Here is a 14,627-nt window from a genome sequence, read left to right as displayed (position 1 = left end):
CGCCCTACTTCAACAAAGTCATCTTCCGGACGATGCTGTGATCCCCCGACCGCAACAGGCAGAAGTACAACCCCGAGGCCACGCGGCCGCCGCGGTCGTCGTCGCCGTCCCAGGTCACGGTGCGCTCGCCTGCCTCCTGGTGGCCGCTCAGCAGCGTGCGCACCAGGCGGCCGTCGACGTCGTACACGCACAGCGTGGCCTCGCCTGCCGCAGGCAGGACGAAGCTGATCTTCGTGCGCGGGTTGAACGGGTTGGGGGCGTTCTGGGTGAGCGTCAGCGTCCGCGTCGGCAGGCCGCCGTCGACGGGCGAGGCGCCGCCCACCGCGAAGTCGGCGGCGGATTCCGTCTGGGTCAGGTTACCCGCCGAGTCCAGCACCTGCACCCGCACGCGGCAGTGCGTGCCGGCGCCGGCGGGAACCGTCCAGCTCCACGACTGGTTAAAGGCCCCTTGGGCCAGCTGGGACCACGAGCCGCCGCTGTCGGTGGACAGCCAGATCCGCGCCTGGACGACACCGATGTCATCGTCGTGCGACCAGGCCACCGTCACGGGCGCGCCGGCCGCGAGTGTCTCGCCGCCGTTCGGGTAGCCCATCGTCACCGTCGGCGCCGCCGCATCGGTCGGCACGGCGTAGCCGCGCAGCTGGAAATCGTCGACCGCCGCTTCCACCACCGAGCCGGGCGAGAAGTCGTTGGCCACGAATCGCAGCTGCAGGTTGTCACCGAGTTCCGGCGCGTAGGTCTCGAGCTGGAAGGCCATCTCGGTCCAGGCACGCAGGCTCGCGGTCGTGTTCTCGAGCGTGAACCACGCTCCGCCATCGAACGAACCCTGCACGATCCAGTTGTCCTGCCCGGGGCTGTTGCCCGTGTCGTTCGTGAACCAGCGCCAGAAGCGAACCTCGAGACCGGACAACTGGCTTACGTCGAATACCGGGCTCAGCAGGGTCGTGGTGCCACCGTCGACGTCGGCGGCGCCCTGGGCGCTGCCCGCCGGGTCGTCGCCTGTGACCCAGCAGATCGTGCCGGCCGGGGAATGGGCGTCCTCGGGCTGCACCTGCTGGGTGTCGAGTACACCGCGTTGGGGTCCACGCGCGTCCAGGTGCCCGAAGTGGCGTTGTCGCCAGGCGCGCCCCCGGTCCAGCCCGCGGCCGTCTCCATGTCCGCGGAAACCAGGTCGGTGACCGTCGCCACGACGAAGCCGTGCGGAGCGAAGGGGCCGCCGGTCGGCTCAAGGCTCGGGTTGCCGACCACGTCGCTGCCTTCCAGCCAGAACTGCACGCGCGTGCCTGCGGCCTGTCCGGGGATGGCGGCCTGGAACTGGTCAGGCTGCCCGGTTGTCGTCAGCGGCAGTTCGAACGGGCCACCGGTGGTGGACGACGTGTAGAAGAACCGCATGGAGGCCACGCCCGAGAAGTCGGTCACGTTGGTCGTGACCACGTAGGGGCCTTCAGTGTCGCTCGTGCTGGCAGGCACGGCCGTCCCCGTGAAGGCCGGGCCGGCGACATCGACCAGTGCGAAATCGACGGTGCTCGTAGCGCCTTCGCTGATGACTACGCCATAGGTGGTGTCGGGAGCGAAGCTGGGATGGCTGACCGCCACGTCCCAGGTCCCGATCGGCACGCTGCGTTCGAACAGCCCGCCGCTCGTGATCGCGTTACGTCCGCTGCCGAGGATCGATACCGTAGCGCCCGTGATCGGGGCCCCGCCGGCGCTGGCGTTGGTCACGTTGCCCGCGACTGCGCCCATCGCCTGCGGCGCATAGGTGCGGAACATGATGGCGCGCCCGGCAGCCAGCGCTGCCGCGCCCCCGGAATAGGCGTTCCAGTACGAGTACTGCAGGGCAGAGTCCTGCGAGATGCTCTGGATGCCGACCGTCGAGTAGCCTTCCAGCGAGTCGACCTGGTTGACGGTCTGGTATTGCATCAGGATCAGGCCGTCGCCTGCCTGGTGGGCCGGGTCGTAGAGGGCGGCCTGGAACGTCTCGATCGCCTGGCCAACCTCGTTGCGCATCCGGCGCCACTCGATGATGAACCGGTGGTTGACGGCGTCGTACCAGGTGAACACGCCGCCGTCGCCAGACACGGCGTAGAGTTCGTCCCAGTACACACAGACCATGTCCTCGGGGGCCTCGACGGCAGGCAGCGCGCGGTTGCGGTAGTGCCGCTGGTAGGTGGCGCCCATGGCGAGCCAGCCGTTCGAGCAGATGGAGATCTTGCTGAAGTCGCGCCCGTAGTAAGTGAACGGGAACGGCAGGTCGACGACGCGCGTGTCGTCGGAGTAGATCGCGAAGTCGGTCAGGCCGACCGATTGGCCGGGACCGCCCAGAGCCGGGTCGATCTCGACCCATTCGTAGACGGGCGCCTGGCCGTAGCCCAGATCGCCGTTGTCGAAGGCGTAGTAGCCGCCGGCGTCGGGGCCCACCGGGTCGGTGACCGTGCGCGTGCCGAAGGTGACCGGCACGGCGACCTGCGCCTTGCCGCCCTCGGCGAACGTGACGTCGACATTCAGCACCGTGAGGTGGCCGGGCAGGCAGTCAGAGGAGACCTGCAGCGAGAACAGGTTGCCGCTGTTGTCGCCCAGGCCGCCGACGGCGATGGCCGGCAGGGTGCCGTCGGTATCGGCGGCCGTCACCCAGGGGTCGGTGCTCGAAAGGACAGCCGTGGCGCCGGCAGTGGCGGCGTTGCCGTCGTTCCGCACTGTGATGCGCAGCGTGCCCGTCTGGCCGGGGTTCAGCGTGCCGCCGACCCCGCCCAGCAGCGATGCCGTGAGCGTCAGCGCGGGGCCGTTGACCTTGAAGTCGACGAGGCCCGTGTAATCGATCCCCGCCGCCGTGCCCACCAGCTGAAGGGGCACGCCGTTGCCGCCGCGCATGCCGGCGTCGATCTGCAGCACGAACGGCGCATCCTGGACGCCCGTGGCGCCGCTGAGGATGCTGCCGTAGCCGGCCGCCGCCTGGGCCACGACCGCCAGGGCGTCGGGGCTGGACAGCTGCGCCGTGACCCCGGTGGCCGTCCCGGTGCCCCCGTTCGCCAGGCCGATCATCAATTCCACCGTCTCGCCGGGTTCGGCCAGTCCGTCGCCGTCGCCCTGGCTGGCGCCGACGGCGTCATCGTCGACAATCAGTGCGCCGGGCGCCAGCGACACGGCCTGCGGGCCCACGGTGGCGACACCGAGCCAGGGCTTCAGGTTGGTGCCGGTGACCGTCAGCTGGTACGTGCCGTCGACCAGGCCGGAAACCGGCAGGACCACGCGGCCGTCCGCGCCGGTCAGGGCGCTGACGCTGATGACGCCCTTGCGGTACAACGCCACGAGCGCGCCCTTCGACGGGGCTGCCGCCGGCGGTGACCAGGGCCGGCAGCGCGTTGGCGTTGTCGTCGAGAGCTGCGGGCGCGGTCACTGCGAGGTCGATTGGGACGGCTGTCCAGATGGAGGTGGCGGGGTCGCCCATGAGGTTGTTCCAGGTCGACCAGATAGCTACCTCGGAAGCCTCGTTGGCGTTGTAGTTCAGGTACATGTTCAGCTTGCCGTGCGACAGTGACGGGCCCGTGCGCTGGTCGCCGGTGTTGAGCACGCCGTCGGCGACACCCGCGAAGATGCAGTTGTTGTAGCGCGTGTGCGTGCCGATCGTCGCAGTGCCGATCGCGGCCACGGCGCCGCCGTTGGCACGGCGCAGGAAGGCCTCGCTGCGGCAGTTGGCATCCTGGGCGAAGCTCCCTGTGCCGCAGGTCATGATGATCGCATACGGAAGCTTCCTGCCGTTCGACATCGTGGAAATGTGCCCGGTCGTCAGGCCGCTCATGCCGTAGTAGCCGCGGTAGGTGAAGATGCTTTCGCCCGTGCTGACGTTCGCCGTCATCAGGGTCGCGAAATTGCCGCTCCAGATCGTGTCGACGGTCGCGTAGTTGAGCCGCAGCAGCTGGTCCTTCACCCACTGGTTCGTCCAGATGCAGCTGTAGCCCGAAGTGGAGGGGTCGCCGGTCAGGCCGGCCCGCCGGAACCAGTTCGTGTCGTTCGTCAGCCAGGGGCTGCTTTCGTAGCCGACGATCTTGTTGACGATGGTCGTCAGCTCGGCGGCGCTGCTGGCGGACAGGCGGCCGATGTGGACATCCGGCAGGATGTCGGTACCGTCGAGCTGCGTGTAGGGGTGGTCACCTTCGCCGTTGTAGCCGGACAGCGACTCGCTCCAGGTGGCCGTTGCGACGGTGCCGCTCGCATCGCCCACCAGGCAGACCATCTCGAGGGGGATGGACAGCGTATTGTACTGGTTCTGCAGCCAGGCCTTGATGGCCGTGGTCGAAGTGCCGGTTTCAGCCGTGGTCACGGAGACCACGTTGTAGCCCTGGCGTGCGCGCCACGCCACCAACGGCTCGACGGCGGTCAGCACGGCGGGGTCGTTCGGCGCGATGCACACCCAGGTGCCCAGGGGCACGGTCGTCGCTGAGGCCTTGTCGAAGCCGAGCACGCTCTGCTCGAGAAGCGTCACGAACGAGGCCGGCAGCGGGCGGTCGGCGCGGACCGGCGCGGCAGCATCGGTCGCCGGCACCAACTCGAGGTCGAGTTCCACCGAGGGCGTCCAGGCCACCTGGCCCGTCGCGCGATTCCACGACACCGGGCGCACCGTGACAGGGACCACGCGCACACCGTGCATCACCGCGGGCTCGCCCACTTCGGCCAGGGGGGCGCGCGTGGCGGCGGCCTTCTGGGCGTACCAGGCGCGGTCCCAGGTGGCCGGCGCGTCGGCGGCGGACACCGGCTGCGCCGGCAGGGGCCGCCAGGCGCCGTCGAGCACCTGCTCAGGGGCGCGCGCCGCGACCAGGCGCACCGTCATGCCTGCGGGCACGGCAACGAAACGTCCCAGCACCGGCAAGGCCGGCTGGCCGGGCACGCCGGCCGCCTCGGTGCCGGGCAGGCTGATCTCGGCGAACGTCTCGCCGAGCAGTTCCGCCTCGCGAACTGTGGGGGCGGGCACCTGCAAGGTGACCGAAATACGCGCGGCATCGCCGGCTGTGAGCGCCCAGTGGGCTTCGCCGTTGTCAGCCACGGCTCCGGCGGCTGCCAGGGCAACCGATCCGGTCAGGCCACCGACGGCCAGGCAGCAGGCGATGAGGGACAGGGCGGGGAACTGACGCCAGGAACGCATTCGTGAGGCCTCCCGGGAGATCACGCCGGCCGCCGCAGGGGCGGCGCGTCGGGCAGGAATGCCGGCGCCCGGTAGGACGAGGAAGCCGGCACGGCAAGGTCCGCGTTGGTGGTGCGCGCGGACCCGATGGCGATTGGAGGAATCATATCAGATCATGAGGTTAAGTGGCTTGACTTTATTATCGCGAACTCGCGCCAAATTCGGCGCAATGGTGACATAAATCGGTGTTAAATGAGCAATTGTCGCCAAAGTGCGATCAATTTCCCGATGGCCTGAGGCCGGGGGACTGGGTTATAATCGAAGCCACATTCCAAGACCCGGGATACGCCCCCGCCCGGCACCCGCCGGACGCCGATCCCGCGGCCCGCAGGAAGGAACACAACGATGAAGTCCGCACCTACCCGCGTCCTGTCGCTGGCCATGCTGGCCGTTTGCCTGGCCACTGTCCCGGCCGTTGCCGCCACGCGCAACGTGCCCGCCCAGTACGCCACCATCCACGCCGCCGTGCAGGCTTCGGCCGCCGGCGACATCGTGCTCGTGGCTGCCGGTACCTACACCGACTGCACACACCCGACCGAGGGCGCCGGGACGACGCCGGCCTGCGTCATCCTGAAGACCGGCGTGACCATCCGCGGCGCCGGACCGGCCGCGACGATCATCGATGCCCAGGGGCTCGGGCGCGGCATCTTCGGCGACGGCGTGAGCAACTGCAGCGTGGAGAACCTCCAGGTGCGCGGCGCCTATGCCCAGATCTTCGGCGCCGGCATCCTGCTGCGCAATGTGCCGTCCAGCGTGACGATCACCGACGTGCGGGTGACGGCCTGCAACGACGGCGGCGTTGTCTGCATCAACAACGCCAACCCGGTGCTGACCCGCCTGGAGATCGACAACAACCTGGCCAAGCAGGGTGGCGGCCTGGCGATCGAGGAGAGCAGCAGCCCGCAGGTCACGGACTGCAGCATCCACCACAACACGGCGCCGTCGGGCGCGGGCATCTTCATCCGCACCAACTGCTCGCCCGTCATCGACGGTTGCACCATCTCGTTCAACGTGATCAACGCCAGCTTCGGCAACGGCGGCGGCATCGCCGTGCAGAGCGCGACGCCGACGATCACCGACTGCGTGATCACCGACAACGAGACGCTCGGCTACGGCGGCGGCGTCGCCTTCGTGCAGGACGCGGGCGGCCTGCTGGAGAACTGCAGCATCCTGCGCAACGACGCGGCCGGCACCTACAGCCTCGGCGGCGGCATCGCGGTCAGCCAGAGCGTGCCCGTGCTGCGTTCGAACGTGATCGCCCTGAACACCTGCAGCGGGTTCTACGCCGAGGGCGGCGGCATCGACGTGTCGTTCACGCCCTCGCCGACCATCGAGAACTGCACCATCGCCGACAATGCGACCAGCGTGAACGGGTTCGGCGGCGGCATTTCCGTGCAGTGGGGCGCGGAGCCCGTCATCACGCGCTGCATCATCGCCGGGGCCGACGCCGGCCAGGGCGTGTGGTGCTTGTCGGCCACGCCGGTCATCACCTGTTCCGACGTGTGGGGCAATGCGGGCGGCGATGCGTTGTGCGGCACCGACGGCGGCGGCAACTTCGCCCTCGATCCGGGCTTCTGCGGCACCGTCGCGAAGCCCTACGGCCTGGTGCCCGGCAGCTCCTGCGCGCCGGGCAGCCGGCCGGGCGCGCCGTGCAACGGCCTGCTGGTCGGCGCGCTGCCCGCCGGTTGCGGGGCCAGTGCCGCGCCGCTGCCGCTGGCCGCGAAGCTGGACGCAGGCAACACGCCGAACCCCTTCAACCCGGCCACGACCATCTGGTTCGAACTGAGGCAGGCGGGCCCGGTCACGCTGCGCATCCACGACGTGCGCGGGGCGCAGGTCTACACGCGCACCTGGGACCAGGCGGCGGCCGGCCGCACCGAATTGACCTGGCGCGGCATCGACGATGCCGGCCGTCCCGTGCCGAGCGGCGTCTACCTCTACCGCGTCGAGTCCGCCGGAACGTTCGTCAGCCGAAGGATGAGCTTGATCCGATGACGTACCGCCTGCCGCAAGTTGTCCGGTTCAACACCGCGATCCGACTTGCCTCTGCCACGGTCCTGGCCGCCTTCACGGCGGCCGGGACCGTCCCCGCGTCCATCGCCGGGACCGGCCCGGTCGCCGCCGATGGACCTGGTCTCGTCACCCTGACCGCAGCACCGTCGCTGGTCGAAGGCGGCGCGCGCGGGGCGCTCGTGGCCCTGCCGCGCGATGCGTCCGGTGGCCGTGCCTGGGTTGCCGGCCAGGCCGGCGCGCAGGCGTCGGCGGAGCCGGGACGCGTGATGATCATGCGCGGACGCCCGGTGCTGCTGGCGCGGGCCGAAGCAGCGGCCGGCCAGGCGCCGGTCACGCTGCAGGTGGCGCACGACGGCAACTGGGACGCCGAGGCGCCCGACCATCGCCTGGCCTCGCCGGCGCTCGACGCGGCCCTCGGCGGCCTGCCGGCCGGCAAGGCGGCGACGGTGAGCCAGGGCAGCTACGTCATCGTCTATGATGCGGCGCTGGAAGCGGCCGTGGCGCCCCTGGCGCAGTGGAAGACGCTCAAGGGCCTGCGCGTGGTGACGGTCGGTACCGATGTGACCGGCTCCTCGACGGCCGGCATCAAGGCCTGGCTGCAGACGGCGTACGACACCTGGGACAATCCGCCGGAATACGTGGTGCTGCTGGGCGACATCGGCGCCATCCCGACCTACACGTTCCAGGGCAATCCCACCGACCTGCCCTATGTGCTGCTGGACGGCGACGACTTCCTGCCCGACGCGATGCTGGGCCGCTTCCCGGTGGAGAATCTCTCGCAGGCGCAGACGATGGTCGCGCGCACCATCGGCTACGAACGCACGCCGTACACGGCGGAGCCGGCCTGGTTCACGAAATCGCTGATGGTTGCCGGCCTGACCGGCTCGACCACGCCGCCCCACACGGTGGCCTACTGCGGCCGGCAGCTGCAGTCGATCGGCTTCAGTGCCCCCACGGCGGTCACCTCGCCGGTGCCCATGCCGCCGCTGCTCGGTGCCCAGATGATCAGGCAGAGCATCGATCTCGGCGCCTCGATGGTCGTCTACCGCGGCTGGGCCTACGGCTCCGGCGGGTGGGATCCGCCCACCTACACGGTGAACGACATCCCCGCCTTGAACAACGGCTGGAAGCTGCCGGTGGTCATGAGCTTCGTGTGCCTGACGGGCGACTACACGTCGAGCCCGGCCTGCTTCGGCGAGGCCATGGTGCGGCAGGGCACGCCCGAGGCGCCCGGCAAGGGAGCCGTGGCCTTCATCGGCAACGGCGAGCACTGGTCGCACACGCGCTACAACGACGCCATGGCGATCGCCATGTTCGAGCGCATCACCGACGATTCGCTGACCGACCTGGGATCCCTGCTCGACGCCGGCAAGCTGCGCTTCATCGACTACTTCCCCGACGAACTGGATGCCGCCACCCACGGCGAGGAATCGGTCGAGTTCTATTTCCACATCTACAACCTGCTCGGCGATCCCGAGCTGAACTACTGGCGCGGCGCACCGCGTGCCGTGACGGTGGCGGCTCCGGCGCTGCTGCCGGCGGGCAGCAACGAGATGTCGGTTGCCGTGACGACGACTGCCGGCAGTGTTGCGGTCGCGGGCGCCCGTGTGGGCGTCACCCAGGGCGGGGTGTTGCTGGGCAGCGGCGTCACTGACAGTGCGGGCATGGCGCACGTGCTGCTGGCGCCGGTCATCGCCGGCGCGAACGTGGATGTGACCGTGACCGGCGCGCTGGTGGTGCCGGTGGAAACCGCCGTGCCGACCACCACTGCGGCCGTGTACGTGGCCGCGAGCGGGGCCACCGTGGCCGACGGCGGCGACGGCGTGCCCAACCCGGGCGACGAACTCTCGGTGACCCTGCGCATGATGAACCACGGCACGGCTTCCAGCGGTGCCTTCTCGGTCACTGCCGCCAGTGTCGAAGGGCCGGCCCTGGTGACGGGAACGGCACCCTTCGCGGCTGTCGCGGCCGGGCTCGAGGGTACGGCGCAATCTCCCCTGACCGTGGCGATCGCCGATGACGCCGCTGATGGCGACGTGGTCACGCTGCGCCTGGCGGCCGACCGCGGCGCCGGCGGCACCGATACGTCGGCGTGGTCGTTCACCGTGGCGGCCTCGCGCCTGGAGCCCGTGGCGCTGGGAGCGGCGGCCGGTTTCGTGCAGCCCGGCGGCACGACCGACCTGCGGCTGACGTTGCGCAACGACGGCTCGCTTGCCGCGGCCGGCGGCACCGTCACGCTGACGTTGCTGAGTCCTGCCGGCCCGACGCTGGACGGGGCCACGGCCACGTTCGGGGCCTGCGCCCCGGGGGCCTCGGTGACCACCGGCGCCGGCCTGTCCGTGACGGTGGGCGAGGCGCTGGCCGTCGGCACGGCCCTCAACTTCGCGGCCACGATCACCACGACCGAGGGCTGGCGTCGCGAGACGACGTGCGCGGTCATCGTCGGTGATGTCGACGTGACGGCGCCGAGCGGCCCTGACGCGCACGGCTACTATGCCTACGACAGCGCCGACCTCGACTACCCTGCCAGCCGCCCGACCTACGCCTGGACGGAGATCTCGACCCTGTTCGGCGGCAGCGGGACGAAGCTCAATTTCTCGGTGCCCGACAACCTGGCCACTTCGGTGCAGGTGAACCTGCCGTTCACGTTCCGCTATTTCGGGCAGGACTACACGCGGCTGCGCGTGTGCGACAACGGCTGGGTCTCGTTCGACCTGGGCACCGACTACGACTTCTACAACTGGACGCTGCCCTCGACGCACGGCAACGACGCCCTGGTGGCGCCGTTCTGGGACAACCTGAACCCCGAGATGCCGGGTGTCGGCGACGAACTGCCCAACGGCATCGCGCCCGACGGCATCTACACCTGGCACGATGCGGCCACCGGCCGCTTCATCATCGAGTGGAGCCGGCAGCCGAACTACCAGCCCGAGGTTCTCGGCCTGCAGACGTTCCAGCTGGTGCTGCTGGATCCGGCGGTGCGCGTCGGTCCGAGCGGCGACGGCGAGATGCTGTTCCTCTACCGGCACGTGGCCAACAACGACAACCTGCGCATGTATGCCACTGTGGGCTGGGAATCGCCGGACGGGCTGGACGGGCTGCAGTTGTCCTATGACAACGTCAACATTGCCGGCATGGCGCCCCTGCAGTCGGGGCTGGCGGTTCGCGTGACCACGGCGCCGCCGGTGCGGGTCCCGTTCGCGCTGTCCGTCTTCACGGCCCAGCGCGTGCCCGGCGCGGTGCGCCTGGACTGGCGGCCGGCCGACGATCGCCCGGTCCTGGGCTGGCACATCGACCGCAGCGATGCCTCGGGCACCGAACGCCTGACCGTCGAGCTGCTGCCGGCCGACGCGCAGGTCTATCTCGACACCTCGCCTTCGGGCGATGCGGCGGCGAGCTACACGCTCACCGCCCTGCATCCGTGGCAGGCCGAGAGTCGGCCGGGTTCGGCCTCCATCGCCGGTGCAGCCGTGACCCGGCTGTGGCTGCAGGCGACGGGACCCAATCCGTCGCGCAACGGCGCCGTGCTCAGCTACGCGCTGCCGCGTGCGGGCGCGGCGCGCTTGCGCGTGTACGACGTGGCCGGACGCCTGGTGCGCACGCTGACGGATGCGTCCCTGCCCGCGGGCGAGGGGCGCGCGGCCTGGGACGGCCGCGACGACGCCGGTCGCCAGCTGGGCGGCGGCTTGTACTTCGGGAGGCTGGAGACGGCCGACGGCATGGTGACCACCAAGCTGACGCTCGTGCGCTGAGAGGGCGGCCGTCCGGCATGAAACTGATCGTCCTGCTGCTGGCCTTCCTGACGGGCCTCGGCGTCTGGGAAACCTGGCGCCATGGTCGCCATCGCCGGCGCATCCCGGTGCGGATTCACGTCAACGGCACGCGGGGCAAGTCGTCGGTGGCCAGGTTGATCGGGGCGGGGCTTCGCGGCGGCGGCCTGCGCGTGGTGGCCAAGACCACCGGCAGCGCGGCCGCGCTCGTGCACGTGGACGGCACCGAGACGCGCATCCGGCGCCGGGGCGGGCCGAACATTCGCGAGCAGCTGGCGGTGGTGCGGGCGGCGGTGGCCGAGCGCTGCGACGCGCTTGTCATCGAGTGCATGGCCGTGCGGCCGGATTTGCAACGCACCTGCGAACAGTCCATCGTGCAGGCCACGCACGGCGTCATCACCAACGTGCGGCCCGATCACCTCGAGGTGATGGGACCTTCACTGGACGATGTCGCGGCCAGCCTGGCCGGTACCGTGCCGCAGGGTACGAAGCTGTTCACGGCCGAGGCGGCCTACGCGGGGCACCTCGAGGGCGTGGCCAGGCAGCGCGGTTCGTCGTTCCGGCTCTGCGGGCCAGGCGACGTCACGGCGGACGAGATGGCCGGCTTCGCCTACGAGGAGTTCGCCGACAACGTGGCGCTGGCCCTGGCCGTGTGCCTGGATGTCGGCGTCGACCGTCGCGCGGCCCTGGCCGCAATGTACGAGGTCACGCCGGACGTCGGCGCGCTGACGCGCTGGACACTTTTCGAGGCCGGCAAGCGGGTCGAGTTCGTCAATGCCTTCGCGGCCAACGACCCGGTCAGCTATGTGCGCATCTGGGAACGGCTGGGACTGGACAAGGACTTCTCGCGCGTCGTGCTCCTGATGAACAACCGGGGCGACCGGCAGCGACGGAGCAAGGATCTGGCGCCGCTGTTCGGGCGCGAACTGCCGGCGGCCCACTATGCGCTGATCGGCACCGAGACGGCCGTGTTCGCGGACATGCTGCTGCGCCAGGGGCTGCCCCGACCGGCGGTGAGCGACCTGAGCCGGCTGGACGCGCCGGCGCTCTGGGAGCGCCTGGCAGAACTGACCCCCGACGGGGGGATGGTGGTGGGTGTGGGCAACATCGCGGGCATCGGTCACCTGCTGCTGGACCACCTGCGGACAAGGAGCGGGGCGGCGTGATCTTCCAGAGCATCGGGCTGGGGCTGGTGGTCAGCCTAGTGTTCAGCGAGATCCTTGGCCTGGCCGCCGGCGGCCTGGTGGTGCCGGGGTACATTGCGCTCTACCTGGACCAGCCGCTGCGCATCATCGGCACGCTGCTGGCGGCGCTGGTGACCTTCGGCCTGGTCAAGGTCATCGGTCGCTTCGTGCTCCTGTACGGCCGCCGCACGATGGTGTTCTGCGTGCTGGCCGGCTACCTGTTCGGCTACCTGACGCGCTACCTGATGGTCTTCAACGCCTCGGCCAACCTTGGCGTCGACGCTGCCGTGCTCCAGTCGATCGGCTACATCATCCCCGGGCTCATCGCCTACTGGATGCTGCGGCAGGGCATCGTCGAGACGGTGTGCACGATGTTGATGGCCTCGTTCATCGTCAGGCTTGGATTGATCGTTGCGCACGGAGGAAGGCTCATTGAGCTGGCGGTTGGATAGACGGCGGCAGTTGATCCTGCTGGGACTGGCCGTGGCGGCACTGCTGATGCAGGTGCTCCTCGAGTACGCTCGCGTGCCCGTCAGGCAGCGTGACTACGACCTTAAGATGGCGGCTTCGCAGCTGGCTTCGCGGGCCTTCACCGCCGTTCGCGTCGAACGCGGCCTGCACGAGGGCCGGGTCGACCTCGTCAACGACCCGGCGGGCACCGGCCTGATCGGTCCCGAATTCAGCCTGATCACCAATGCGCGCGGCGACCTCGAGTCCAAGCTGACGAGCGTGAACCCCAATTTCGCGGCGCTCATCGTGCAGTATTTCCGGCAGGCGGGACTGAAGGCGGGCGATCCGGTGGCCGTGGCGGTCAGCGGTTCCTTCCCGGCGCTGAACATCTGCCTGTATGCGGCGCTCGAGACGATGAAGCTCCGTCCGGTGGTGATCACGTCCATCGGCGCCTCGATGTGGGGCGCGAACGACCCGCAGTTCACCTGGCTCGACATGGAGGCGCTGCTCGCCGGCAAAGGGATCTTCACCACGCGCAACACCGCAGCGACGCACGGCGGCGGCAACGACATGGGACGCGGCCTGAGCCCCGAGGGACGGCGGCTGATCGAGGCGGCTGCCGCACGGCACGGCGTGCCCCTGCTCGACGCCACCAACATCGAAGAGGCCATCACCCAGCGGATGACGTTCTGGAGCGAGGCGCAGCGCGGGCACGCCTACCGCCTGAGCGTGAACGTGGGCGGCGGCGTGGCCAGCCTGGGCAGCAGCCATAACCGGCTGCTGTTGCCCTCGGGCCTGAGCTACGACCTTGGTGACCACAACTGGGCGCGCAAGGGCACGCTCGTGCTGTTCGCGGAACAGGGCGTACCGGTGGTGCACCTTCTCAATGTGACGCGCCTGGCGCAGGACAATGGCCTGCCGGTGGCGCCCGATTTCCTGCCCCAGCCCGGAGAGGGACCGTTGTTCCAGAAGGACATGTACAGCTTCCCGCTGGCGACGGTGATGCTGCTGATCTACTCGCTCGGCTGCGTGCTGATCCTGGCGCCCGAGGTGCGGGCCGGGCTGTTCGACCGCCTGAACCGCAAGCCGGGGGCGGCGGCGGCGGCACTGATGGTGTTTCTGGCGCTGGCTGCGGCCGCGCCGGCCGGCGCGGCGGTGACGTCGTGGCGCGAGGTGAAGCCGCTGGTCGGCGGCAACACGGTCTGTGTCACGACGGACGGCAGTGACGTTTCCTACGTGGCCCTCGGCGGCGAGCGGGGCGTGACCTTCGAGGTCACCGGGCCCCGGCGCTGCAAGCTGCTGACGCGCTGCGGCGGCGCCCTCGGCGAATCGGGGGGGCGCTATGAGCTGACCGTGCGGATCGACGGCGTGGTCACCGAGACCCGCGCCCTGGCGATGGCGCCCGATACCGAGGCGACGGCCTGCGGCGGCGGTGCGGTGAGCGAACTGCGGCGCACGTATTTCGAGGTCGGTCCCGGCACCCACCGGGTCGAGCTCTCGGGCAAGTCGCCGGCGGGCTCGCGGGTGGCCGGTCGCCTGTTCGGCGCCGTGAAGCGGCGCGGCACCGGCCGGGCGCCGCTGACGCCGTCGTCGTACGGCTCGGTGGCCACGCTCCAGTTCGAGAGCGGGGCCCAGAGCACCTACTACCGCTTCGACGGCGGCCGTTCGGTCGTGCTCGACGTGACCGGGCCGACGTCGCTGCAGATCCACACGCGACTCGATTTCGACGCCACGATGAGCGGCACGCAGAACTACACGCTCGAACTGGTGCGCGACGGCGTTGACCGCAAGACGTTCCACCTGACGGCCGACAAGCTGGCCGGCGTGGTCTGGGTCGAGACTCCGAACCTGCTGCCGGGTTCGCGGCACCGGCTGCGCGTGGATGTGCCGCCGGGTCGTCACCGCTACGAACTGCGATGCGTGCGTCCCGAGGCCTGCGGCATCGCCGCCCAGTTCCAGATCCCGCAGGCCGACCTGGGGGTGCCGCGGTGAGTCCATGCGGCGGCAACCGGGCCGTGAAGGCGGGGCTCAGGG

At 70.0% G+C, this 14,627-nt stretch carries 7 protein-coding genes; 5 read left to right on the top strand and 2 right to left on the bottom strand.

Going from position 1 to position 14,627, the window contains the following annotated elements; genetic code table 11:
- Nucleotides 1-4: 4 nt before the first annotated feature.
- Both IPG61_17865 and IPG61_17860 read right to left on the bottom strand, forming a co-directional pair.
- Nucleotides 5-1,051, bottom strand: coding sequence for a T9SS type A sorting domain-containing protein (locus tag IPG61_17865; GenBank protein ID MBK6735899.1), 1,047 nt, complete (start codon nt 1,049-1,051; stop codon nt 5-7).
- A 2,052-nt stretch (nt 1,052-3,103) separates the two neighbouring features.
- On the bottom strand, nt 3,104-5,137 hold the full coding sequence (locus IPG61_17860) for a hypothetical protein (protein MBK6735898.1): 2,034 nt from the start codon (nt 5,135-5,137) through the stop codon (nt 3,104-3,106).
- A gap of 384 nt (nt 5,138-5,521) precedes the next feature.
- Here IPG61_17860 and IPG61_17855 point away from each other — a divergent pair, with 384 nt between their 5' ends.
- Genes IPG61_17855 through pgsW form a run of 5 tightly spaced genes read left to right on the top strand, consistent with a single transcriptional unit; the run spans nt 5,522 to nt 14,585 of the window.
- Nucleotides 5,522-7,171: a right-handed parallel beta-helix repeat-containing protein gene (locus IPG61_17855; protein MBK6735897.1), complete on the top strand. Its 1,650-nt coding sequence runs from the start codon at nt 5,522-5,524 to the stop codon at nt 7,169-7,171.
- Nucleotides 7,168-10,941 (top strand): hypothetical protein, encoded by a 3,774-nt coding sequence (locus tag IPG61_17850; GenBank protein MBK6735896.1) that lies wholly within the window; start codon nt 7,168-7,170, stop codon nt 10,939-10,941. Before IPG61_17855 ends, IPG61_17850 begins: the two co-directional genes overlap by 4 nt.
- A gap of 17 nt (nt 10,942-10,958) precedes the next feature.
- A complete protein-coding gene (pgsB, locus tag IPG61_17845; protein ID MBK6735895.1) occupies nt 10,959-12,125 on the top strand; it encodes a poly-gamma-glutamate synthase PgsB in 1,167 nt (388 codons plus the stop codon).
- Nucleotides 12,125-12,595 (top strand): poly-gamma-glutamate biosynthesis protein PgsC, encoded by a 471-nt coding sequence (gene pgsC / locus IPG61_17840; protein MBK6735894.1) that lies wholly within the window; start codon nt 12,125-12,127, stop codon nt 12,593-12,595. Before pgsB ends, pgsC begins: the two co-directional genes overlap by 1 nt.
- The gene (gene pgsW / locus IPG61_17835) at nt 12,576-14,585 is read left to right on the top strand and encodes a poly-gamma-glutamate system protein (GenBank protein MBK6735893.1); all 2,010 of its coding nucleotides are present in this window, start codon (nt 12,576-12,578) and stop codon (nt 14,583-14,585) included. Before pgsC ends, pgsW begins: the two co-directional genes overlap by 20 nt.
- Nucleotides 14,586-14,627: the final 42 nt, after the last annotated feature.

The sequence above is a fragment of the bacterium genome (assembly GCA_016703265.1).
In the GTDB taxonomy this organism is placed as follows: Bacteria; Krumholzibacteriota; Krumholzibacteriia; order LZORAL124-64-63; family LZORAL124-64-63; genus CAINDZ01.
This window is presented reverse-complemented; position numbering and strand designations above follow the sequence as displayed.